Origin of the sequence: Streptomyces sp. NBC_00249 (genome assembly GCF_026342355.1) — a bacterium.
In the GTDB taxonomy this organism is placed as follows: domain Bacteria; phylum Actinomycetota; class Actinomycetes; order Streptomycetales; family Streptomycetaceae; genus Streptomyces.
The window spans coordinates 81,618-104,514 of record NZ_JAPEMV010000007.1 but is presented as its reverse complement, the minus strand read 5'-3'; the positions used below and the strand labels follow the sequence as shown (position 1 = coordinate 104,514).

General features: G+C 74.9%; 20 protein-coding genes. 12 read left to right on the top strand and 8 right to left on the bottom strand.

Annotated elements, in window-relative coordinates:
- The first annotated feature begins 250 nt into the window (after positions 1-250).
- Entirely contained in the window at positions 251-1,564 is a 1,314-nt protein-coding gene (hmgA, locus tag OOK31_RS27780) for a homogentisate 1,2-dioxygenase (RefSeq protein ID WP_267090108.1), read from the top strand.
- A gap of 96 nt (positions 1,565-1,660) precedes the next feature.
- The gene (locus tag OOK31_RS27775) at positions 1,661-2,410 is read left to right on the top strand and encodes a GntR family transcriptional regulator (RefSeq protein ID WP_267090107.1); all 750 of its coding nucleotides are present in this window, start codon (positions 1,661-1,663) and stop codon (positions 2,408-2,410) included.
- Between the two features lie 24 nt (positions 2,411-2,434).
- Here OOK31_RS27775 and OOK31_RS27770 read toward each other — a convergent pair whose 3' ends face one another.
- A complete protein-coding gene (locus OOK31_RS27770; RefSeq protein ID WP_267090106.1) occupies positions 2,435-2,599 on the bottom strand; it encodes a hypothetical protein in 165 nt (54 codons plus the stop codon).
- A gap of 142 nt (positions 2,600-2,741) precedes the next feature.
- On the opposite strand from OOK31_RS27770, the gene OOK31_RS27765 reads away from it, so the two are divergent.
- Positions 2,742-3,863 (top strand): type ISP restriction/modification enzyme, encoded by a 1,122-nt coding sequence (locus OOK31_RS27765; protein ID WP_267090442.1) that lies wholly within the window; start codon positions 2,742-2,744, stop codon positions 3,861-3,863.
- A 67-nt stretch (positions 3,864-3,930) separates the two neighbouring features.
- Here OOK31_RS27765 and OOK31_RS27760 read toward each other — a convergent pair whose 3' ends face one another.
- Positions 3,931-4,677: a TetR/AcrR family transcriptional regulator gene (locus OOK31_RS27760; protein WP_267090105.1), complete on the bottom strand. Its 747-nt coding sequence runs from the start codon at positions 4,675-4,677 to the stop codon at positions 3,931-3,933.
- A gap of 125 nt (positions 4,678-4,802) precedes the next feature.
- On the opposite strand from OOK31_RS27760, the gene OOK31_RS27755 reads away from it, so the two are divergent.
- The 3 genes from OOK31_RS27755 to OOK31_RS27745 all read left to right on the top strand — a co-directional run bounded on the left by OOK31_RS27755 (position 4,803) and on the right by OOK31_RS27745 (position 7,971).
- On the top strand, positions 4,803-5,780 hold the full coding sequence (locus tag OOK31_RS27755; RefSeq protein ID WP_267090104.1) for an ATP-binding cassette domain-containing protein: 978 nt from the start codon (positions 4,803-4,805) through the stop codon (positions 5,778-5,780).
- Positions 5,777-6,565 carry an ABC transporter permease gene (locus OOK31_RS27750; protein ID WP_267090103.1) on the top strand — a complete coding sequence of 263 codons (789 nt, stop codon included), beginning with the start codon at positions 5,777-5,779 and terminating at the stop codon, positions 6,563-6,565. Before OOK31_RS27755 ends, OOK31_RS27750 begins: the two co-directional genes overlap by 4 nt.
- Positions 6,566-6,717: 152 nt before the next feature.
- The gene (locus OOK31_RS27745) at positions 6,718-7,971 is read left to right on the top strand and encodes a CaiB/BaiF CoA-transferase family protein (protein ID WP_267090102.1); all 1,254 of its coding nucleotides are present in this window, start codon (positions 6,718-6,720) and stop codon (positions 7,969-7,971) included.
- A 113-nt stretch (positions 7,972-8,084) separates the two neighbouring features.
- Here OOK31_RS27745 and OOK31_RS27740 read toward each other — a convergent pair whose 3' ends face one another.
- Complete coding sequence (locus OOK31_RS27740; RefSeq protein ID WP_267090101.1) at positions 8,085-8,354, bottom strand: hypothetical protein; 270 nt, start codon at positions 8,352-8,354, stop codon at positions 8,085-8,087.
- A gap of 270 nt (positions 8,355-8,624) precedes the next feature.
- Between OOK31_RS27740 and OOK31_RS27735 the strand changes: the two genes are divergently transcribed.
- Complete coding sequence (locus tag OOK31_RS27735; RefSeq protein WP_267090100.1) at positions 8,625-10,244, top strand: serine/threonine-protein kinase; 1,620 nt, start codon at positions 8,625-8,627, stop codon at positions 10,242-10,244.
- A gap of 77 nt (positions 10,245-10,321) precedes the next feature.
- On the opposite strand, the gene OOK31_RS27730 is transcribed toward OOK31_RS27735, so the two are convergent.
- The gene (locus OOK31_RS27730; protein WP_267090099.1) at positions 10,322-11,134 is read right to left on the bottom strand and encodes an SGNH/GDSL hydrolase family protein; all 813 of its coding nucleotides are present in this window, start codon (positions 11,132-11,134) and stop codon (positions 10,322-10,324) included.
- A gap of 201 nt (positions 11,135-11,335) precedes the next feature.
- Between OOK31_RS27730 and OOK31_RS27725 the strand changes: the two genes are divergently transcribed.
- Positions 11,336-12,433, top strand: a complete 1,098-nt coding sequence (locus OOK31_RS27725; protein ID WP_267090098.1) for a DUF5925 domain-containing protein — start codon at positions 11,336-11,338, stop codon at positions 12,431-12,433.
- 248 nt (positions 12,434-12,681) lie between these two features.
- Here the strand turns inward: OOK31_RS27725 and OOK31_RS27720 are convergent, their stop codons facing one another.
- On the bottom strand, positions 12,682-13,074 hold the full coding sequence (locus tag OOK31_RS27720) for a GntR family transcriptional regulator (protein WP_267090097.1): 393 nt from the start codon (positions 13,072-13,074) through the stop codon (positions 12,682-12,684).
- 80 nt (positions 13,075-13,154) lie between these two features.
- On the opposite strand from OOK31_RS27720, the gene OOK31_RS27715 reads away from it, so the two are divergent.
- The 3 genes from OOK31_RS27715 (at position 13,155) to OOK31_RS27705 (ending at position 15,851) form a co-directional block, all read left to right on the top strand.
- Complete coding sequence (locus OOK31_RS27715; protein ID WP_267090096.1) at positions 13,155-14,099, top strand: GNAT family N-acetyltransferase; 945 nt, start codon at positions 13,155-13,157, stop codon at positions 14,097-14,099.
- Positions 14,096-14,578 (top strand): DUF402 domain-containing protein, encoded by a 483-nt coding sequence (locus OOK31_RS27710; protein WP_267090095.1) that lies wholly within the window; start codon positions 14,096-14,098, stop codon positions 14,576-14,578. Before OOK31_RS27715 ends, OOK31_RS27710 begins: the two co-directional genes overlap by 4 nt.
- Positions 14,579-14,801: 223 nt before the next feature.
- On the top strand, positions 14,802-15,851 hold the full coding sequence (locus tag OOK31_RS27705) for a lytic polysaccharide monooxygenase (protein WP_267090094.1): 1,050 nt from the start codon (positions 14,802-14,804) through the stop codon (positions 15,849-15,851).
- 37 nt (positions 15,852-15,888) lie between these two features.
- Here the strand turns inward: OOK31_RS27705 and OOK31_RS27700 are convergent, their stop codons facing one another.
- Positions 15,889-16,749, bottom strand: a complete 861-nt coding sequence (locus OOK31_RS27700) for a triacylglycerol lipase (RefSeq protein WP_267090093.1) — start codon at positions 16,747-16,749, stop codon at positions 15,889-15,891.
- A 253-nt stretch (positions 16,750-17,002) separates the two neighbouring features.
- On the opposite strand from OOK31_RS27700, the gene OOK31_RS27695 reads away from it, so the two are divergent.
- Complete coding sequence (locus OOK31_RS27695) at positions 17,003-18,109, top strand: acyl-CoA dehydrogenase family protein (RefSeq protein WP_267090092.1); 1,107 nt, start codon at positions 17,003-17,005, stop codon at positions 18,107-18,109.
- A 13-nt stretch (positions 18,110-18,122) separates the two neighbouring features.
- On the opposite strand, the gene OOK31_RS27690 is transcribed toward OOK31_RS27695, so the two are convergent.
- The gene (locus tag OOK31_RS27690) at positions 18,123-19,106 is read right to left on the bottom strand and encodes a hypothetical protein (protein ID WP_267090091.1); all 984 of its coding nucleotides are present in this window, start codon (positions 19,104-19,106) and stop codon (positions 18,123-18,125) included.
- Entirely contained in the window at positions 19,103-22,765 is a 3,663-nt protein-coding gene (locus OOK31_RS27685; RefSeq protein ID WP_267090090.1) for a DNA polymerase III subunit alpha, read from the bottom strand. The genes OOK31_RS27690 and OOK31_RS27685 overlap by 4 nt, the downstream gene beginning before the upstream one ends.
- Between the last annotated feature and the right edge of the window lie 132 nt (positions 22,766-22,897).

Sequence of the window (22,897 nt, the reverse complement as noted above, 5' to 3'; positions counted from 1 at the left end):
TGAATTCGTACGGATGACGTGCGGATGGCGTGCGGATGACGTGCGGGCGCCGCGCGGGCACCGCCCGCAGCCGTGCAGACCGACGTCCGGGCCGCCGTCCGGGCCGCCGCGCAAGCCGCCGCCCGGGCCGCCCTCCACGCCGCCGCCGTACGGCCGAATCGGCCAGGCGGCCACAAGCCACCGTTGACGTGGGGGCCACGGAATCCTACTGTCGACCATAGGATTCCTTCTACGGATCGGGAGCAGCCCCATGAGTGAGCAGGCCAGGAAGACGGCGGAGGCGCTGGAGTACCTCACCGGCTTCGGCAACGAGCACAGCTCGGAGGCGGTCCCCGGCGCTCTCCCCCACGGCCGGAACTCCCCGCAGCGCGCCCCCCTCGGCCTCTACGCCGAGCAGCTCAGCGGCAGCGCCTTCACCGAGCCCCGCACCCACAACCGCCGCTCGTGGCTGTACCGGATCCGCCCCTCGGCCGCGCACCCCGCCTTCACCCGCGTGGACAACGGCCCCCTGCGCACCGCGCCCTTCACGGAGGCCGTCCCGGACCCCAACCGGCTGCGCTGGAACCCGCTGCCCGACCCGGCCCCCGGCACCGACTTCCTGTCCGGCCTGTGGACCCTGGGCGGCAACGGTGACGCCACGCAGCGCACCGGCATGGCCATCCACCTCTACGCCGCCAACGCCCCGATGACGGACCGGGTGTTCAGCAGCTCCGACGGCGAGCTGCTGATCGTCCCGGAGCGCGGCGGCCTGCTGCTGCGCACCGAGCTCGGCCTGCTGAGCGCCGGCCCGGGCGAGATGGCGCTGATCCCGCGCGGCGTCCGGTTCCGCGTCGAGCCCCTCGACGAGCTCGCGCGCGGCTACGTCTGCGAGAACTACGGGCAGCCCTTCGAGCTGCCGGACCTCGGCCCGATCGGCGCCAACGGCCTGGCGGCGGCCCGCGACTTCCGGGCGCCCGTCGCCGCGTACGAGGACAGCGAGCGCCCGACCGAGGTGGTCAACAAGTTCTGCGGCAACCTCTGGACCGCGACCTACGACCACTCCCCGCTCGACGTGGTCGCCTGGCACGGCACGCACGTCCCGTACGTCTACGACCTGCGCCGCTTCAACGTCATCGGGTCGATCAGCTACGACCACCCCGACCCGTCGATCTTCACGGTGCTGACCTCCCCCTCCGACACCCCGGGGCTGGCGGGCGTGGACTTCGTGGTGTTCGCCCCGCGCTGGCTGGTCGGCGAGGACACCTTCCGTCCGCCGTACTTCCACCGCAACGTGATGAGCGAGTACATGGGCCTGATCGAGGGCGCCTACGACGCCAAGGCCGAGGGCTTCGTCCCCGGCGGCGGCTCGCTGCACAACATGATGTCCGCGCACGGCCCCGACCGGGAGACCTTCGACCGGGCGAGCGCCGCCGAGCTGAAGCCGCAGAAGATCGACGACGGCCTGGCCTTCATGTTCGAGACCCGCTGGCCGATCACCGCCACCCCGCAGGCGGCGGGCGCCGATCACCTCCAGCGCGGTTACGACGACGTATGGCAGGGTCTCGAACGGCACTTCCGCGCCTAACATGCGCATGACCGGCGGCGGCCGCCCGACCAGCACCGCAACACGACCGCGCCACCGCCCCGCCTGAAGTCCAGCCAGCCGTACGGAGAACCTCCCGTGACCGCCTTCGCCCCCGACTCCCTGGTCCTGAACCGGAAACTGCCGCTCTGGTACCAGGTGTCCCAGTCGCTGCGCGCCTCGATACTCGGGCGCACCCCCGACGCCTCGCTGCGCCTGCCGACCGAGGAGCAGCTCGCCGAGCACTACGGGGTGAGCGTGCTGACGATGCGCCAGGCGCTCAAGGAGCTCGAGGGCGAGGGGCTGATCAGCCGGCACCGCCGGCGGGGCACCTTCATCGAGCCGGGTGCGCGGCGCGGGGCGCCCGTGCGGCTGCTGGGTTCGGTGGACGCGATCGTGGCGCAGCAGTCGGGTGAGCGTACGACGATTCTCGGCCGGGAGCGGACGCCGGTGTCCGGGGAGCTGCTGGAGCACTTCCCGGACACGGCGGAGGTGGTCACGTACCGCAGGCTCCGCCGCGACGGGCAGAGCGACGAGCCGACCAACTGGGCGGAGAACGCGGTGCTCCCGGAGTTCGCCGAGGCGGTGGACCTGGCCGACCTGGAGCGCTGGCCGATGACGAAGGTGCTGCGGGACGTGGTCGGCGTCCGGATCAGCCGGATCACGGACACCGTCGAGGCCCGGCTCGCGGACCCGGAGACGGCGGAGCTGCTCCAGGTGCCGCTGCTGAGCCCGATCCTGCACTACACGGGTGTGACGTACGCGGAGGACGGGCGGGTGGTGGACGTGGCCCGGATCCGGTACCGGGGCGACCGCTTCTCCTTCACGGTCACCGTCGACGCGCCCTGACCCGGCCGCCCGCCCGGCGCCGCGTCACTTCTTCTCGTCGTCCTCCGCGAGGCGCTCGCCCTCGGCCTGGGAGGGCGTGGTGCGCATCGTCTGGGGGTGGCGTTCCTTGCGCTGTGCCTCGTCCATGTCCTCGTCGAGGCGCTCGCCCTCGGCCTGCGAGGGCGTCGTGTACTCGTCGTACTGACTCATGGCCGACTCCTAGGTCGGTACGGATGCGTACATAAGGAGCGTAACGCTTCGGCCGGGACACGGCCCGACCCTGGGGCGGCCCCGGCGCCCCGTCGCTACCATCTGCCGGGTGAGCGAAGACGTACCGCTGCTGGACGATCTGATGCCCTGGGCCGTGGGCGGTCTGCGCCTGGGCCGCGCGTGGGTGGCGGCGCCCGATCCCGCGACCCTGCGCGCCCGCTGGACGGCCCTGGCCGGCGCCGAAGGGGCGGAGCGGGAGCGGCTGTTCCGCCCGAGCCGGTCCCGTACGCCCTCCGCCGGGGCGGCCGCGCTGCCGGGGCAGCGCTCGGCGACCGCCCGGTTCGCGGACGAGCCCGGCCCCTTCCCCGAGCCGGTACGGGTGCTCCGCGCCGCCTTCGACGAACAGTGGCTGCTGCCCGACCAGCGGCTGATCGACTCGGCCCGCCCCGAGCTGTGGCGGGTCCGCGACGAACAGCAGGTGTTCCTGGTCGGGGCCCCGCAGCCGCTGGCCACGGCGCACCTCCCGGCGGGCCGGCTCGGCCGGATCCGCCCGCTGCACCGGCGGCCGGGCGGGGCCGAGCCGAACCTCGCGCCGGGCCTGCTGCCGCTGCTGGGCTCCCGCCTCGGCGGCTGGGTCACCCCGGAGGACGTGCTGTGCTGGATCCTCGCCGCCGGCCGCCCCGGGCCCCGGGGGTACGAGGTCCCGCTCGCCGCCGACCCGGAGCGCTGGCGGGCCGGGCTGGAGCTGGGCCACCGGCTGCTGTCCGTCCAGCTGCGCGGGGCGCGCGGCGGGGAGCCGCCCCGGCTGCCGGGCGGGCGGCGGCCGTACGTGCGCGCGGCGGTCACCGCCTGGCCGGACGGGCTCGCGTACGACCCGGAGAGCGAGACCCTGACGCTCGGGGACGGGGTCGTCGCCCCCGTCCCGGCCGGGGCCTGGGAGTACGAGGCGCAGGGGGTGCGGGTGCTGGAGGCCTGGTTCGCCGCCCGCGGCGCACACCGGGACCCGGGCGCGCCGGGGCTGGAGGCCCTGGGCCCGGACCGGTGGCCGCAGGCCTGGACCTCGGAGCTGCTCGCCCTGGTGACGACCCTGGCCCTGCTGGCCGATCTGGCGCCGGAGCGGGCGGCGTTCTCCCCCGGGCCGCTGCTGCCGGGCGCCGAGCTGGCGGCGGCCGGGGTACTGCCCCCGCCGCGCTGGGCCCGGCGGCCGGCCTCGGTACTGGACCACGAGGAGGAGGGCCCGGGCGGGCAGTTCGCGCTGCTCTAGACCACGCCTTCCGGCTGCCCGGATGCGGCCGGGCCGGGCCCGCCCGGCAAGATCCGAAAGAGGCGGCCTAGGCCCCGCCGCCCGGATCCCCGGCGGTCCAGCCCCGGAGGAGGCGGGAGACCGCGCGGTCGAAGACGGCGGCCATGTCCAGTCCGGGGCCCAGGACCGGGTTGCCGTCGGTGAGGGCGGCGGCCAGCCTCGGGTACTCCCCGGTCGCGAGCCGGGAGCCGAGCCAGGCCGTCCGTACGCCCTGTTCCGCGGCCTCGCTCCAGGGCAGTGAGCGCGCCCGCTCGGCCAGTGCCAGTTCGCCCGCCACGAAGGTGGCCACGGTGCCGTTGACCGCGGCGATCAGCTCCAGCTTCTCGGCGGCGGACACCTCCAGCGGCTCCAGGCAGGCCAGGCTGTGTTCCAGGTAGCGCAGGGCGTGCGGGCTGAAGCCGTGGACGGGGCTGAGCAGCCGGGGCAGCCAGGGGTGGCGGCGCATCAGCGCCCGCGTCTGGCGGGCGAGTCCGAGGAGGTCGGCCCGCCAGTCGGCGGTCGGCGGGGTCAGCTCGTACTCCGCGCTGACGGCGTCGACCATCAGCTCGTAGAGGTCCTCCTTGCGCGGGACGTAGTTGTACAGGGACATGGTCCCCGCGCCGATCCCCGCCGCCACGCGCCGCATGGAGACGGCCTCGATCCCTTCCGCGTCGGCGATCCGGACCGCCTCGGCAGCGATGGAGTCGCGGCTGTGCGCGGGCCGCGGGCCGCGGCCGGCCCGCTGCGGGCGGGCCCAGATCACTTCGGGTTCAGCGGGGCGCCCACCGGCTGTCATCGCTCACATCACCTCTGTCGTCCCGTTGCTGCCCGACCCTGACCCCGGCCCTGACAGCGGCCCTGGCTCCGGCCTTGACCCATCTTAGTTACGTACACCGTACGTAGTGGGGTAGGGTGCGGCACATGATGACTACGTACGCTGTACTTAGTGAAGGTCTGGAGAAGAACTACGGCGCCGTGCGCGCCCTCAGCGGCCTGGACCTGGCCGTGCCGGAGGGCCGCGTCTGCGGGCTGCTCGGCCCCAACGGCGCGGGCAAGACCACCGCCGTCCGGATCCTCGCCACCCTCACGGCGCCCACAGCCGGCCGCGCCCTGGTCGCGGGCCACGACGTCGCCCGCGAGCCGGCCGCCGTACGCCGCGCCATCGGGGTCACCGGCCAGTACGCCTCGGTCGACGGGGACCTGACCGGCCGCGAGAACCTCCGGCTCTTCGCCCGCCTCGCCGGGCTGCGCGGGCGGGCCGGGCGCGACCGCGCCGACGGACTGCTGGAGCGCTTCGGGCTCACCGGGGCCGCCGACCGGGTGGCCTCGACCTGGTCGGGCGGCATGCGGCGGCGCCTCGACCTCGCGGCCGGACTCGTCACCCAGCCCCGGGTGCTGTTCCTGGACGAGCCCACGACCGGCCTGGACCCGGCCGCCCGCGAGCACATCTGGACGGCGGTCCGGGCACTCGCCGACGAGGGCACCACCGTCCTGCTCACCACCCAGTACCTGGAGGAGGCGGACCGGCTCGCCGACGAGGTCGTGGTCGTCGACCAGGGCCGGGCCGTCGCCTCCGGCACCCCCGCCGCCCTCAAGTCCCGCATCGGCGCCCACGCCGAGGTGACCGTCCCCGAGGCCTCCGCGCTCGCGGCCGCCGCGGCGGTCCTCGACCAGCTCACCGGCGGCCGTCCGGTCCTGGACGAGGAACGGCTCGGCGTCGGCGTGAGCGTCCTGGACGCGGCGGTCACCCTGCCCCGGATCATCCGCGCGCTCGACACCGCCGGGATCCCGGTCACGGACGCGAGCCTGCGCCCGCCGACCCTCGACGAGGTGTTCCTGCGCCTCACGGGAGCGGCCTCCGCCCCCGTCACCCCGCCCCGTAAGGAGAACGCGGCATGACCACCCTGCTCGCGGACGGCGGCGCCGTCCTCACCCGCCAGCTCCAGAAGGCCCGGCACGCCCCGGCGCTGCTGATCCTGACCCAGACCATGCCGATCACGATGCTGCTGTTCTTCGGCTACGTCTTCGGCAGCGCGGTCGCCATGCCCGGCGCCGACTACCGGGAGTTCCTGGTGCCGGGGCTGCTCGCCGCCACCGCCGCGAACGGCCTGATGACCGGCCTGTTCACGGCCGCGCAGGACGCCCACCGGGGGGTGATGGACCGCTTCCGGACGCTGCCGATGAGCCGGGCCGCCGTCCCGCTGGGGCAGATCGCCGCCGACCTGCTGACCACGGGGGTGTCGATGGTGCCGCTGATGCTGGTGGGGCTCGCGATGGGCTGGCGGGCCGAGAACGGACTGCCCGGCGCGCTGGGGGCACTGGGGGTGCTGCTGCTGTTCCGCTTCGCCACCGCCTGGGTGGGCACGTACCTCGGACTGCTGTCCCCGAGCGAGGAGGCCGCGGGCCAGCTCGGCGGCGCCACCTTCGTCCTGCCGATGCTGTCGAGCGCCTACCTGCCGACCGCCGGACTGCCCGGCTGGCTGCGCACGGTCGCCGAGTGGAACCCCATCAGCGCCGTCGCCACCGCCGTACGGGAGCTGTGCGGGAACGCGGGCGGCGCGGCCGAGCCGGGGGCCGCCTGGCCGGCCGCGCATCCGGTGGCCGGGGCGCTGCTGTGGTCGCTGCTCCTGGTGGCCGTCTTCGCACCGCTGGCCACGCGCCGGTTCGCACGCGGCCGGGGCTGAGCGGCCGCGAGCCACGAGCGCCGAACCCCGAACCCTGAGCCCCGCCGGGCACCCGGGCGTTGTGTGACGTAGGGGTGCGAACCGGCCGGGCCGCGTACCCGTCGCACCGCGCACGGGTGACAGGGCCGGGTCCGGTCCAGTAGGCAGGGACCATGGCTACCGAACCCCTCGCCGGACCCCCAGCACCGCACCCCGGACCTCCCGCCGGACCTCCCGTGGAGCCGCTGCCCCTCGCGGGCCTCACCGTCGTCGCCGTCGAACAGGCCGTCTCGGCCCCCTTCGCCACCCGCCAGCTCGCCGACCTCGGCGCCCGGGTGATCAAGGTCGAGCGGCCCGACGGCGGCGACTTCGCGCGCGCCTACGACACCGCCGCCCAGGGCCTGGCCTCGCATTTCGTATGGGCCAACCGGGGCAAGGAGTCCCTCGCCCTGGACCTGAAGGACCCGCGCGGCCTGGAGGTGCTGCACGCACTGCTCGACGGCGCCGACGTCTTCGTCCAGAACCTCGCGCACGGGGCCGCCGCCCGGCTCGGGATCGACGCGGCCGCGCTGTGCGCCCGCTACCCGCGCCTGGTGGCCGTGGACATCTCCGGCTACGGCCCCGAGGGCCCGTACGCCCACAAGCGGGCCTACGACATGCTCGTGCAGTGCGAGGCGGGGCTGGTCTCGGTGACCGGCACCCCGGAGCAGCCGGTGAAGGCGGGGATCCCGGCCGCCGACATCGCGGCGGCCATGTACGCGTTCTCGGGGGTGCTCGCCGCCCTGCTGCGCCGGGGGACGACGGGGCGCGGCGGGCCGGTGGAGGTGTCGATGCTGGACGCGCTCGCCGAGTGGATGGGCCATCCGCTGCACCACACGATGCACGGCGGGCAGCAGCCGGTGCGCACGGGCCTCGCGCACGCCGTGATCGCCCCCTACGACGCCTACGCGACGGCCGACGGGGACCGCGTCCTGCTGTCGGTGCAGAACGACCGGGAGTGGCAGCGCCTGGCCCGGCAGGTGCTGGAGCGGCCGGACCTGGCGCAGGACCCGGCGTACGCGACGAACGCGGCCCGGACCCTGGGGCGGGAGAAGACCGACGCGGTGGTGGCGGAGGCGCTCGGCCGGCTCGGGGCGGACGAGGCGGTCGGGCGGCTGGAGGCGGCGGGCATCGCCTGCGCGCGCCTGAACTCGGTCGCCCAGCTGGCCGGGCATCCGCAGCTGGAGGCACGCGGGCGCTGGCGCGAGGTGGATTCACCGGCGGGCCCGCTGCGGGCGCTGCTGCCGCCGATCGTGCTGCCGGGCGGGGCGCAGCCGCGCATGGGGGCGGTACCCGCGCTCGGCGAGCACACCGATCTCCTGCTGCGGGCCCTGGGGATGTCGGGCGCGCGGATCTCGGCACTGCGCCGGGACGGTGTGGTCGCCTGAGGCCGGGGCTCCAGGGGATCCCGAACGGGATCCCCTTGGACGCCGGGTGGAGCCGGGAGGAGGGGACGGGGCCGGGTCGCGCGGCCGGACGGACCGGCCGCACCGCGGGGCAGTTACGAGCGGCGGCTGCCGAAGAGCGTGCGCCGCAGCCTGCGCAGCGGGGCGAACAGCGCGACGCGCGCGCTCCGGCTCCGCTGGACGTGCGTGTGGTCGCGGGAAGTGAGCTCGCGCATCAGCAGGGTCGCCTCGGCGACCTCGTGGTGCGGGACGGCGGGTCCGCCCAGCACGGCGAGGTGGCGGTCGAGGCGCGAGCTGGTCGCGCTGCTGCCGCAAGTGATGGCAGGCACGCGAGGCGGCCTGCTGCGCATTGCTATCTGTTCCATGTCTCTCCCCACCCGTACGAGGGCACCCGGCCCGGGCAGGGTAACCCTATCGCCCCTGCGTCACTCTCGGGTATCCCGGTGGTGTGAATTACCCCTGTAGTTACGGGTAGTTGACGATTACTCAGCGGAGTCATCCGTCACTCTCCGCACAAATGACCCGACTTGGGGAGCCTTGCGAAGAGTGAGGGGGAGAGTGACGTCACGACAGGGTCCACCGGAGCCGCTCTGCGCTAACTTGGAGTGATCACCCGGTGACTCTTGGGGGTTCGCGTGAGTGGCAACGAAACCGGGGACGCCGCGCGTGTCGTCGCCGGCCGGTACCGGCTGCTCGGCCCGCTGGGCCGGGGCGGGATGGGCGTCGTCTGGCGGGCCCGGGACGAGGTGCTGGGCCGCGAGGTCGCCGTCAAGGAGGTGCGGGCCCCGGCGGGGCTGGACCCGGCCGAGGTGGCGCGCATGTACCGGCGGCTGGAGCGGGAGGCCTGGGCCGCGGCCCGTGTCTCGCACCGCGGGGTGGTCACGGTCTACGACGTGGCCACCGAGGACGGCCGGCCCTGGATCGTGATGGAGCTGGTGCGCGGGCTGTCCCTGGCGGAGGTGCTGGAGGCCGAGGGCCCGATGAGCCCGCAGCGGGCCGCGCACATCGGCGAGCAGGTGCTGGCCGCGCTGCGCTCGGCGCACGGGTCGGGGGTGCTGCACCGCGACGTGAAGCCCGCGAACGTGCTGATCGCCAATGACGGGCGGGTGGTGCTGAGCGACTTCGGGATCGCCAGCCTGGAGGGCTCCTCGGCGATCACGATGACCGGCGAGGTGGTCGGCTCCCCCGAATTCCTCGCGCCTGAACGGGCGTTGGGGCGCGATCCGGGTCCGGAGTCGGACCTGTGGTCGCTCGGGGTGATGCTGTACGCGGCCGTGGAGGGCGTCTCGCCCTTCCGGCAGGACACCCCGCTGTCCACCCTCCAGGCCGTGGTGGACCGGGAGTTGCCGCCGCCGCGCCGTGCCGGGACGCTGGAGCCGGTGCTGGAGGGGCTGCTGCGCAAGGACCCCGGGGCGCGGCTGTCGGCGGCGGAGGCGGCCCGGATGCTGCGGATCATCGGCGCGGGCGGGGCCGTACGCGACGCCGGCGGCCCGGTGTCGGCGGCCGGGCCGGGGACGCCGACGGTGGCCGGGCAGGGGCCGTACGGGGCTCCGACGCCGACGGCCCCGGTGCCCGCGCCGCTCCCCGGTCCCGGCGGCCCGGAGCCGAGGCGGGGCCGGGCCGGGCTGGTGCTGACCGCCGGGATCGTGGTGCTGCTGCTGGCGCTGGCCGTGCTGGGGTGGCTGCTGCTGAGGGATCCCACGGGCGACGACGGCGCGAGCCCGTCACCGTCGGCCTCCCCGCAGGCGTCCGCGTCCGCGTCGGCCTCCGCTCCGGCCTCGGCTTCCGCTTCGGCGTCGTCCGCGTCCTCGGGGCCCGCGCAGAGCGTCACCGTCTACGTGAACACCGTGCGCCCCGCGTACAGCGGGAGCTGCCCGCCGCCCGCCTGGGGGGCGCCCTCCTTCACCGGCACGGTGGAGGTGGCCCGTACGCCGGCCGTGGTGGAGTACCGCTGGGTGACGCGCGGGGGCGCGGGCGCGGGCCCCGAGCCGCAGTGGCAGAACCTGACGTACGAGGCGGGCGGCGCCCGGACCCGCCAGCTGATGCACACCGAGTCGGGCCACCGGCCGGGGGCGGTCCTCGAGGACGCGGTCCGGCTGGAGGTGCGTGCGCCCGCGCGGGCGGACTCGCCGTGGCTGGAGTACTCCGTGACCTGCGAGCGGCCGACCCCGACGGCCGGCACCCCGTCGCCCGGCGGCTCCGGCACACCGGCGCCTACGCCCACCCCGTCGGTGAGCCCGTCCGCGAGCCCCTGAGCGCGGGCGGCCGGGCGGACGGTGGACGTCGTCCCGCGGACGGCCGTGGCGTGGCCGGGGCCGTCCGCGGGCGGGGCTCAGGCCTTGCCGGTGAAGACCGGCAGGTAGCCGCCGGACTGTCCGGCGGCGGTGGGGTGGTAGGACTCGCCGATGTTGGCCCAGTTGACGCTGTGCAGCCAGGCGTCGCCGGAGCAGATCTCGTGCCCGGTGAAGGCTCCGGCCACCGAGGCGAAGGTGAAGCCGTGGTCGGCGGCGCGCTTGGCGATGGCGGCGTTCAGGTGGTCGGAGGCGCCGTTGATGGCGGAACGCTCGCCCTCGGTCAGTCCGGTGACACAGGATCCGTTCAGCTTGTAGAAGCGGGGATAGCCGAGGACGACCACCTTCGCGCCGGACGCCCGGGCGCGGATGGCGTTGTAGACCTGGTCGAGCTGGCCGGGGAGGGTGGAGTCGACGTACGCCTTGGCCTGGTTGACGCGGTTGACGCAGGTGGACTCGGACTGGAGGACACAGGTCGTCATGACGTCGGAGAATCCGGCGTCGTTGCCGCCGACGGTGATGCTGACGAGGTCGGTGCCGGAGTTGAGGGGACTCAGCTGGCTGTTGAGGACATCACCCGTACGGGCTCCCGAGCAGGCGGTGAAGGAGAAGGTCTGGGGGGCGTGGGCCGCGGCCCACAGGGCGGGGTAGGCCCTGGTCGTGCGCTTGCAGTTGCCGCTCCCGCTGTCGTAGTTCCCGGCGCCGACGCCGGAGGAGTACGAGTCGCCGAGGGCGACGTAGCCGAAGTCCGCCCGGGCGGCGGCGGATGCCTGTCCGGCGCCGAAGAGGGCGGCTCCGGCGGCGAGGACCAGCGAGGAGGTGAGGGCTGCGAGGCGCGACAGTTTCCTGCTCATGTGTGCGGCTCCTTGTGGGGGGTTACTCCTGAGTCCGTGGTACAAGGAGCCGGGGCTGGCTGGAAGTGTTCATGCCAAGAATATTCGGGGCAGGGTTACCGTCGGAATCTTCACCCGCGCTGCGTTTGAAGAGGGAATCCGGACACTCGATCCGGCGAAACACAGGTGCAGGAGGGCAGTTCGTGCCGGATCATGGGCGCCATGCCAGCAGACCCGCATGACGCGCTGCCGATCCGGCTCAATGTCGACGACAGCGATTCACCGTCGGACGTCGTCGACGCGCTGTTCCTCGGACGGTTCGCGTCCGGAGAACAGCCGTACTCCCAGAGCGTGACGATCGAGCGGGTGAAGGCCGAGGCCACCCTGCTGCCGCCCGACGCGAAGGTCATCCGCTCGGCCCGCGACACCGACCGCAGTGCCACCCTCGCCGAAGGCACCGGCTGGACGGTGCTCGTCTCCCGCTGGAGCCGGGGCGCCGACGTGACGGTCACCGCGGTCAGCGACGAACTGGCCACGCGGATGCTCGGCGCGGCCACGGAGGGCGCCGAGGACGAGCCCGAACCGCAGCCGGACAACGTCACGATGGGCTTCTGGTACGTCTCCCCGCGCCGCGGCCCCTACCGCACGACCCGGCAGATCTCCGCGGGCACCTGGGCGGAGGTCCGGCCGAACTACACGGCGCCGGTGGCCGGGGCCATGGACCGGCTGATGAAGGTCACCCCGGACGACATCGCGGGCCGGCTGCTCCTGCTGCACGGCCCGCCCGGCACCGGCAAGACCTCCGCGCTGCGCACACTGGCCCGCTCCTGGCGGGACTGGTGCCAGGTGGACTGCGTCCTGGACCCGGAACGGCTGTTCAACGACGTCGGCTACCTGATGGACATCGCGATCGGCGAGGACGAGGGCACGGCGAAGGGCCGCTGGCGGCTGCTGCTGCTCGAGGACTGCGACGAGCTGATCCGCGGCGAGGCCCGGCACACCGCCGGGCAGGCGCTGTCGCGGCTCCTGAACCTGACGGACGGTCTGCTCGGGCAGGGCCGCAACGTCCTGGTGGGGGTCACCACCAACGAGGACCTGGAACGGCTCCACCCGGCCGTGGTCCGGCCCGGACGGTGCCTGGCCCGCATCGAGGTCGGCCGGCTGACGCACGGGGAGGCGGTGGACTGGCTCGGCACCGACGAGGGGGTGTCCCGGGAGGGGGCGACCCTCGCCGAACTCTTCGCGCTGCGGAGGGGGACGGGGCCGGCCGCGCTGCTGCCTCCGCAGGGGCAGGGTGTGGAGGCGGGCCTCTACCTCTAGCCTCCGGCGGGCGGTCGGTGTCCGCTGCGCGGGGCGGTCCCCTACCCGCCCTTCCTCCGTTCCCGCCTCAGTCGCCGGCGCGGCTCAAAGACCTGGTGCTCCGCCCCAGACCCCGCGCCTCAAACGCCGGCGAGGCTGGAATTGCCCTCCGGGCAATCCAGCCACCACCTGGCCTGGGCAAAATCCAGCCCCTGGTCCGGGGGCTGGCCCCCGGCAACGGCGCCGCGCCCGGACGGCGGGCCCCGGGGTCAGGCGGCCGAGTAGCGGGCCCGCAGGGCGGTGGTGGCGGCGGTCAGGGCTTCGGATTCCGTGAGGCCCAGGCGGTGGGCCCGCTCGGCGAAGGCCTGCGCGGCGGCGGCCGCCTCCCGCGAGGAACCCTCGGCCGCCGCGACGAACGTCCCGTGGCGGCCCCGCGTCTCGATCACCCCGTCGGTCTCGAGCGCCCGGTACGCCTTGGCCACGGTGTTCGCGGCCAGCCCCAGTTCCTCCGCGAGGCCCCGCACCGTGGGCAGTTTGAAGCCCGCGGGGAGCTTCCCCGACCGGGCCCGGTCCGCGATCTGCGCGCGCAGCTGTTCGTACGGGGCGGCCGAGCCGGCCGAGCCGTCGATCCTGATCTTCAGGTGTGTCGAGGTCGAGGTCACGCCGCCGATTCTCCCGCATCCGTCCCGCGCGCCGGGTAATTCGGAGGCGGCCGCGGGGGCCCGCCCGTAACGTCGGCCCCGTGACCGTTCTCATCCGTGACCTGCGCCCCGGCGACCCGGGGGACGCGGAAGCCGTCGTGCGGGTGCGCCGCGCCGCCCTCCCGTTCATGGTGACGACGCCCGCCGGGGTGGCCCACGAGGTGGCCGCCGCCCCTCCCGCGGGGCGCTACCGGCTGCTGATCGCCGAGACCCCGGACGGTACGGTCGTCGGCTCCGCCCAGGTGGGCCTGGCGTACGACGCTCCGGAGCCGGGCCTGTCGTTCGTCAACGCCTACGTCGACCCCGCGCACCGCGGCCTCGGCGCCGGGACCGGGCTGCTGCGCACCGCCGAGGCGCACCTGGCCGCCGAGGGCGCCGTGGACGTCTACGCCTGGGTGCTGGACGGCCCCGCCCACCGGGCCTTCGCCGAGCACCACGGCTACCGCTCCAGCCGCTCCGCGCACTTCCTGCGCCTGGACCTGGCGGCGGGCACGCTGCCCCCGCTCCCCCGGGACCTGCCGGCCGGGGTCGAGCTGCGCCCCGGCTCGGCGTTCGCGGCCGATCCGCGCCCGCTCTTCGAGGCCGACGCGGCGGTGACGGCGGACGAGCCGGGCGACGTACCGGCGGAGCTGAACGACTACCAGGACTGGCTGGACGGCGTCTGGCACGACCCGACGCTGGACCACGAGCTGACGACGGTGGCCCTGGTCGACGGGGTGGTGGCCGCCTTCTCGGCGGCCCGCACCGACGGCGCGGGCCGCTACTCCTCCGCGATGACCGGCACCCTGCGCGCCTTCCGGGGCCGCGGGCTGGCCAAACTCGCCAAGACCGACTCGCTGCACCGGGCCCGCGCGGCCGGGTGCACCGAGGCCTTCACCGGCAACGACGCCGGGAACGGGCCGATGCTCGCGATCAACGCGTGGTTCGGCTACGAGATCCGCGCGACCGAGACGCGCTACACGAAGAAGCTGGGAGCACCGCAGTGAACACCCGATGGACCGTCACCCTCACCAAGGCCGGCAAGACCAAGATCCGCTATCCGGCGGCGCAGGTGTCGGACGACGGCGACCGGATCTCCGTACGCGCCCCCTGGGCGGCCGAGGGCGTACGGGACTTCGGCTTCGTGCGCTTCGAGCCGGGCGACGTGTTCGTGGAGCACTTCTGGCGGACGCGCTGGTACGCGGTGAAGGAGGTCTGGAACGGCGAGGGCGTCCTCAAGGGCTGGTACTGCGACGTCACGCGCCCGGCGCTGGTGCGGGAGGGGGAGATCCTGGTCGAGGACCTGGACCTGGACCTGTGGGTCTCGGCGGACGGGGCGTCCGTCCTGCGCCTGGACGAGGACGAGTTCGCCGAGAGCGGTCTCGCGCAGAGCGATCCGGAGGCGGCGGCGCAGGCGGTCCGGGCCCTCGACGCCCTGGACGAGCAGGCCCGTTCGGCGGCCGGTCTGGCGGCGCTGCTCGCCTGACGGGCCGGCCGTTCCTGAGGGGCCGCTTACCGCTGCCTTAAAGGGACCCTAAGGATCGGCCCGGAGGGCTCCGAAGGGGCGGAACCCGGGTCGTGGCGGGCTAGCTTGGCGGTGCCAGGGAGGGCCGGTTGCGGCGCCGGGGCCCCGTCGGGGGGCGGGGCGCCGCGCGGACCGGTTCCCTCCGCTGGCGCATCCCTGCCTTGCGCCCGAAGGAGATCCACCCATGTCCGCACGCCGCCGTTCCGCCGCCCGCCGTACCGCCGCCGTCGCCCTCGCGCCCCTCGCGGTGGCCGCGTACGCCGCCGCGCCGGCGGCCGCGCACGGTTCGATGACGGACCCGGTCAGCCGGGTGGCGGCCTGCTACGCGGAGGGGCCGGAGGCGCCGAAGTCGGCGGCGTGCAAGGCGGCCGTCGCGGCGAGCGGGGCGCAGGCGTTCTACGACTGGAACGCGGTGAACATCGCCAACGCGGCCGGCCAGAGCAAGAAGCTGATCCCGGACGGCCAGCTCTGCTCGGCCGGCAACAGCAAGTACAAGGGGCTGGACCTGGCCCGCGCCGACTGGCCGGCCGGCCCGATGACGGCGGGTGCGCACACCTTCCGCTACAAGGGGACGGCCCCGCACAAGGGTTCCTTCGAGCTGTACGTGACGAAGGACGGCTACGACCCGACGAAGCCGCTGAAGTGGTCGGACCTGGAGCCCTTGCCGTTCGCGAAGGTCACCGACCCGGGCATGCAGAACGGTGACTACGTCTTCAGCGGGACCGTGCCGAAGAAGAGCGGCCGCCACCTGATCTACAGCATCTGGCAGCGCTCGGACAGCCCGGAGGCCTTCTACACCTGCTCGGACGTGGTCTTCGGCAAGGACAGCGGTAGCGGCGGCGGCAAGGGCGACGCCGGTACCGGCGCCACCCCGAGCGCGGCGGCGAGCGGCAAGCCGGAGGCCAAGCCCAGCACGCCGCCCAAGGCCCCGACGGACCAGCAGATCGCCGAGGGGGCCCCGAAGTCCTCGGTGGAGCACAACGGCCACGGGGACGACGACGCGAAGACGAACGCCAAGGCGCCCGCCTCCGCTGCCGCCGCTCCCGCCGCCCCCGTGTCCCAGGGTTCGTCGCCGTCCCCGGCCGGGGCCCGGGGCGACAACCTCGCGGAGACGGGCGGCAGCGGCGCCACCCCGGTGGTGGCGATCGCCGGGGCGGCGGCGCTGGCCGCGGGTGCGGCCGTGCTGTTCGGGCTGGCCCGCCGCCGGGCGGCGACGGGCCGTCACGGCCGCTGAGCGAAGCCTCCGGACCGCCTGCGCGTCAGCGTCAGCGTCAGCTGAAGACCGACGCGCAGGTGGTCCGTTCGGCGTGCGCCGGGTCGAGGGCGTTGAGTGCCTCGTGCCAGGCGATCCGGTCGGTCAGGCCGATGGCCACGTGTTCGGAGAGGTCGAGGCCGCAGAGGTCCTGGAGCAGGACGTTGCGGACGTTCGGCCCGTCGAGGAACTGGGTCCGGTAGGGGGTGACCACCTCGTCGTACCTGGTCGCGATGACCGTGTACTGCACGCCGGGGACGGTGTCCCCGCCCTCGTTCAGCTTGTTCTGGAAGGGGGATCCGGCGATCTGGTCGGCCAGCCCCGGAGTGGCGGTGCTGATCAGGTCCCCGGCGCCGGGGAAGTACGGGAGCAGCTGGGTGAGTCCGAGCAGGGTGGTGCCGTGGTTGTCGGGGGCGAGGCCGACGAGGGCGTTGACCTTGGCGGCGCCGCCGAGGAACTTGAGGTAGTAGCGCGGCATCATGCCGCCCTGGGAGTGGCCGACGATGTCGGCCTTGGCGGCGCCGGTGGAGGCGAGGACCTTGTCGACGAAGACGTCGAGCTGGCCGGCGGACTTGTCGATGGGGCCGAGGCCGTTGAAGAAGGGCACGCCGGGCAGCTGGCCGTAGTCGAGGGAGTAGACGCAGTACCCGCGGTTGACGAGGTACGGCGCGAAGCCCAGCCAGTTGTCGACGGAGTTCCCGAAGGTTCCGTGGACGAGGACGACGGGCCGCGGGTGGGCGGCGGAGGGTTTGCAGGACCAGTTGTTCCAGCCGCTGGTGGGGGCGGACGCGGCCTGCGCGGCGCCGGTGGGGGCGACGAGGGCCGCGGCGGCGAGGGTGAGGACGGCGAACGGGCGGAGCAGGCGTCTCCAGGGCAGCATCGTGTGATCTCCAAGGGGGAACCGCCCAGCGGTGGCTGGGGGAGGGTCAAGGGGAATGGCGTGGGGGTTCGTCCCGTGATCCGGATCACAAGGGGGGCTGCTGACCGCTAAATTACGGGCGAGTAGCAGGACTTGGAAGTTACGCGGCGGTAAAAACTCGCGTGTCCGGCGTGCCCCGACCGCCGCTCCGGAAGAATTGGACGCCGCTTCCGCTCCGCCCCCAGTCCCCGACCCACATGAGGTGATCGCGGTCATGCAGAGGGCCCCCGGTGCCGGTACCGCCCTGGCCACCCCGCCCGCGCTGGCGGCCGACCCGCTGGTCGCCGCCGTCACGGAGACCGCCGTACGGGTCCTGCGGCCCGAGACGGAACGCACCGCCGGGTCCGGGGTGCCCCGTACGCATCTGGACGCGCTGGCCGCCTGCGGGGCGTACGGCCTGATCGGATACGAACCGGGGGCCGCGAGCGGGCTCACGGCCCGTCAGGTGACCCGGGAGGTGCACGAGGTGCTGGCGGCGGTGGACCCGTCGACGTGGTTCGTGTGGACCCAGCACGTCCCGCTGGCCAAGGCCCTGCTGAAGGCGTCCGGCCCGGCGGGGGCCGCACTGCGCGAGGAGTGGCTGCCGGCTCTGGCGAGCGGGGAGCGGCGGGCCACGGCCGGCTTCGCCTTCCTGCGCCATCCGCGCCCGCCCGTCACGGCGCGGCGGGTGGCGGGCGGGTGGAGGCTGGACGGGCGGGTGCCGTGGGTGACGGGCTGGGGCCTGGCGGACACCCTGTTCGTGGGGGCCGTCACGGAGGCCGACGAGGTGGTCCTCGCGCTGGCCGACTGCGCGCCGGACCGTGGCCTGACCGCCGTGGCGGGGGCTCCGCTGTGGGCGATGGGCGGTACGCACACGGCCGCCGTCGAGCTGCGCGACGTCCACGTGCCCGACGCGCGGGTGCTGGGCCGGGAACCGCGGGCGGACTGGATCCGGGCCTACGACGAGGAGAACGCCGACGCCCAGCCGGCCGTCTTCGGGCAGCTCCGCGCCACCGCCGACCACCTCCTGCACGAGTCCGCGTACGAGGAGCTGGGCCTGCGGCTCGCGCGCCGGACCGCCGCGCTGCGCGCCGAGGCCTACGCCCTGCGCGACGAGGCCCCGCCGGGCGGCTTTGCGGAGGCCCGCCTCGCCCTGCGGGCCGCCTCCCTGGACCTGGCCGTACGGTCGGCCGCGGTCTGCGTGGCGGTGGCGGGCGGCCGCGCGATCCAGTACGGCCACGCGGCGGGCCGCCTGTCCCGCGAGGCCCAGTTCCACCTGATCCAGGCCCAGACCACCCCGCTGCGCACGGAGACGGCCCGGCTGATGCTGGGGGACGTCTGACGGCAGGCTCGGCCTAGCTCGCGGCCCGCAGGAGGGCCGCCGCCGGGCCGACGGTGCCGGCGCCGAAGCGGGCGTTGGCGCGGTCCACGGCGGCTTCCACCGTGAGGCGGGCTTCGCGGACGGGGTCCAGGGAGAGCTGGCGGGTGACCGCGGCCGCGCCGGTGAGGTCTTCGGCGCGCAGGGTCATGCCGGTCAGCCGGGCCCGTTGGAGGCCCGCGGCGTCCATCAGGCGGTAGGCGAGGGTACGCAGGTCCTCGTCGTGCGCGGAGGGTTCGGTGAGCCGCCGGGACCTCTCCCAGCGGGCGCCGCCCGCGAAGTGCAGGGTGAGGGTGAGGGCCCGGGCGGCCTGGCGGCGGCCGCGCAGGCTCGCGCCGAGCCCGACGGCGAGGGCGAGGAGGGCGGCGCGGGCGTGGGGGCCGTCGAGTTCCTGGCGGGGGAAGCGGGTGCGGACGGCGGCCGAGGCGGGCAGGTCGCGCGGGGTGACGGGGCGGGGGTCGATGCCCCGGGCGCGGTCGGCGACGGTACGGCCGGCGCGTTTGCCGAGGATGCGCTCCAGGACCCCGCGCGGGACCGAGGTGAGGGCGCCGACCGTGTGCAGCCCGTACCCGCGGAGGGCTTCGGCCTGCCGGGCGCCCAGTCCGTGGAGGGCCTCCACGGGGAGGGGTGCGAGGAACTCGGTGACGTGGTCCCCCGGTACGGCGAGGACGCCGCCGGGTTCCGGGACGCGGGCGGAGGCCATGGCGGCCACCGCCCAGGTGGTGGAGACCCCGATGCGGACGTCGGCGCCGAGCCGGGCCACCGCGCGCAGCCTGACGACCTCGGCGATGCGGGCGGGGCCGGCGCCGAACCAGCGCTGGGCGCCGCGCGCCTGGACGAGGGCGGCGCGGGGCGGCAGGGCCTGGACGAGGGGGGAGAACTCGCGGAGCAGGTCGAGGACTTCGCGGTAGCCCCGGTCGGGGAGCGCGGGGGCGCAGCGGACGTGGAGGATCGCGGTCATCCGGCGCTCCCGGGGCTGGAGTGCCACAGTTTGCGGCCGGTCGCGGCGCGTTCGCCGGGCGGCTGGAGGTCGGCCCAGGGGTTCATCTCGTAGCCGGTCGGGAGGTGGATGCGGCGGCCGGAGTCGCCGGGGCCCTGGGCGAGGGGTTCGGCGAGCCGGGCGGTGACGGCTTCCAGGCCGCTGCGGCCGCGCAGTTCGGCGAGGGCGGCGAGGTCCCAGGCGGCGGCTCCGACGATGCTGAGGCTCTGCGGTCCGCGCCGCTGCACGACTCCTCGTACGAGGAGCAGGAAGGAGTGGAAGACGGTGTGCGCGCAGGCTTCCTGGCTGTCGTCGAAGAAGGCCAGGTCGACCAGTCCGGTGCCGTCGTCGAGGGTGGTGAAGATGACGCGGCGGCCGGAGCGGATCGGCGGGGTCTGGGTGGCGGCCTTGGCGCCGGCGACGAGGACGGTCCGGCCGTGCCCGGTGTCCCGGAGCCGGTGCGCCGGGGTCACGCCGAGTTCGGTGAGGAAGGCGTGGTGGTCGTCCATGAGGTGGCGCGAGGTGTCCATGCCGAGGACGCCGAGTTCGGCGCTGAGCCGTTCGGCTTCGGTGAGGTCGGGCAGGCCGACGGGGGCGGTGGACCGGCCTCCGCCCAGGGGGAGTTGGGTGGCGCCGCGGACGCGCCGGGCGCCGCCGTGGAGTTCCGTCAAATGCAGCAGCAGGTCACGGCGGTTCGCACCGAAGGCGTCCAACGCGCCGACCTGGGCGAGGCGTTCGGCGACGGGGCGGCCGGGGCGGGCCCGGTCCCAGAAGTCGCGCAGGGAGGCGTAGGGCTGTCCGGCCTCGATGCGCAGGGCTTCGGCCTCGCTGATGCCGTGGACGTCGGCGAGGGCGAGGCGCAGCCCCCAGCGCTCCGGCGGACCGGACACCAGTTCGATGCGGTGGGTGACCGAGGAGCGGTTCACGTCCAGCGGCAGTACCGGCACTCCCCGCCGCCGGGCGTCCGCGAGCAGCAGCCGCTTGGGGTACATGCCGGGGTCGTGGGTAAGCAGTCCGGCGTAGAAGGCCGCCGGGTGGTGGGTCTTGAGCCAGGCCGACTGGTAGGTGGGTACGGCGAAGGCCACCGCGTGCGCCTTGCAGAAGCCGTAGCTGCCGAAGGCTTCGACGATCTCCCAGGTCCGGGCGATCACCTCCGCCGAGTAGCCGCGCGCGGCGGCGGACGCCGCGAACCAGACCTTGATCCGGCCCTGGGAGTCCGGGTCGGAGAGCCCGCGCCGCACCCGGTCGGCCTCGTCGCGTCCGCAGCCGGTCATGACGTGCACGATCTCGATGATCTGCTCGTGGAAGACGACCACCCCGTACGTCTCGCGCAGCGCGTCGGCGAGGTCGGGGTGCGGGAAGCGGACCGGGGCCCGCCCGTGCCGGGCCTCGATGAAGGGCCGCACCATGTCGGCGGCGACCGGGCCGGGGCGGAAGAGGGAGATGTCGACGACCAGGTCGTGGAAGGTGGCCGGCTGGAGCCGCCCCACGAGGTCCCGCTGGCCCGGGGACTCGATCTGGAAGCAGCCCAGCGTCTCGGCGGAGCGGATCAGTTCGTACGTGGCCCCATCACCCGGCGGCACCTGCTCCGGGTCGTCCAGGTCGAGTTCCCGTCCGGTGGCGCGGCTCAGCTCCGTGACGGCGTGCGCCATCGCGGACTGCATCCGCACGCCCAGGACGTCGAGTTTGAGCAGCCCGAGGTCCTCGACGTCCTCCTTGTCGAACTGGGACATGGGGAATCCCTCGCCGCTGGTGGGGACCACGGGGGTGCGGGCGAGCAGGGAGGCGTCGGAGAGCAGCACCCCGCACGGGTGCATGGCGGTGCCGCGCGGCAGGGCGTCCAGGGCCTCGACGAGGTCCCACATCCGCTCGTAGGCGGGGCCCCGCCCCTCCTGGACCCCGCGCAGTTCGGGCAGTTCCTCCAGTGCGGCGCGGGCGTCGCGGGCGCGGATGTGCGGGAAGGCCTTGGCGAGCCGGTCGACGACGGCCGGGTCCATGGACAGGGCGGCGCCGACGTCGCGGACGGCGTGGCGGACCCGGTAGGTCTCGGGCATGGAGACGGTGGCGACGCGCTCGGCGCCGAAGCGGGAGATGATCCGGCGGTAGACCTCCAGCCGGCGGGCGGACTCCACGTCGATGTCGATGTCGGGCAGGACGCGCCGGCGGCGGGACAGGAAGCGTTCCATCAGCAGGCCGTTGGCGACGGGGTCGGCGTGGGCGATGCCGAGGAGGTGGTTGACGAGGGAGCCGGCGCCGGAGCCGCGGGCGGCCACCCGGATGCCCATCTCCCGTACGTCGTCCACGACTTGAGCGACCGTCAGGAAGTACGAGGCGTAGCCGTGGTAGGCGATGACGTCGAGCTCCTCGTGCATCCGGTCCCAGTACGCGCGCTCGCCGGCGTAGCCGCGCAGCACCATGCCCGCCGAGGCGCGGGAGGTCAGGACCCGCTGGGCGGTGCGGTGGGCGGCGCCGACGAGGCGGGCCTCGGGGAAGTGCACGGAGCCGATGCCGAGGTCGTCCTCGGGGTCGACGGAGCAGGCCTCGGCGGTCTCCCGGGTCCGGGCGAGCAGGCGGCGGGCGTCGGCGGGGCGCAGTCCGGCGGCCTGGGCGATCCGGTCGGCGGCCTCGGCCATGGCGGAGGGGCCCTTGAGCCAGCGTTCACCGCTGTCGAGGGGGCCCCTGGGGTCGACGGGGACCAGGCGCCGGGCGGAGTCGAGGACGTCGGCGACGGGACCCTGGCCGGGGTCGGCGTAGCGGACGGCGTTGGTCAGGACGGCGGGGACACCCTGTTCGGCGGCGAAGCCGACGGTACGGGCGGCGAGCCGCAGGGAGCCGGGGCCGGTGCCGGCGCGGCCGTGGTGGACGGCCTCCAGGCGCAGGGCGTCGCCGTAGATCTCCCGCCAGGGCGCGAGCAGCCGGGCCGCCCGGTCGGGCCGCCCCGCGGCGAGCGCCCGCCCCACCTCGGACCCGGGCCCGAGCAACACGAACACCGCCCCCCGGCCATCCCCGGATCCGCCGGACCCGAAGCCCAGGGCGTCCCCGGATCCGTCCGGGGATGCGCCGGGCCCGCCGGAGGGCGGGGGGCCGTCGCTCGCGGTGTGGTCGGGTCCTGGGGTGTCCGGGCCGCCGGTCCGGCCCGGGCCGAAGCCCGGGGCGGACCGGGAGGGCCGGGAGTCCCCGGCGGTCCAGGGGGCGCGCCCCGCGCCGTCGGCGCCGGGCGCGGTGTCCTGCCCCCGTCCGGCCAGGGCAGAGGCCGTGACCATCCGGCACAGTTCCGCCCATCCGGCGGCGCCGTCGCGGGCCAGGAAGACGGCCCGCGGGGCGGACTCGTCCACGAAGGCCCCGCCCCGGACCGGGACCCGTCTGCGGTACGAGGCCTCGCCGGCCCGGCGGCCGGAGCCCCCCGGCGCCGCGAGCGACTCCGCGGGAGCCACGGCCAGGTCCACCCCGAACAGCGGCCGGATCCCGGCCCCGGCGGCCGCCTTCGCGAACCGCACCGCGCCCGCGAGGGTGTCGCGGTCGGTCAGGGCGAGGGCGTCCATGCCCCGTTCGGCGGCGCGTTCCGCCAGCCGCTGCGGGTGCGAGGCTCCGTACCGTACGGAGAACCCCGAAACGGTGTGCAGATGCGTAAAACCAGGCACCCACGGCCTCCTGCTTCGCTCGGATCGACACCTCCCCCGCTCTCCACCATAGAACAATTCGAATATCCGTGCGAAACACTTGTTCGATCATCCATTCGGCTCTCCCCTGCTGCGCACGGCCCCCGCCACGCC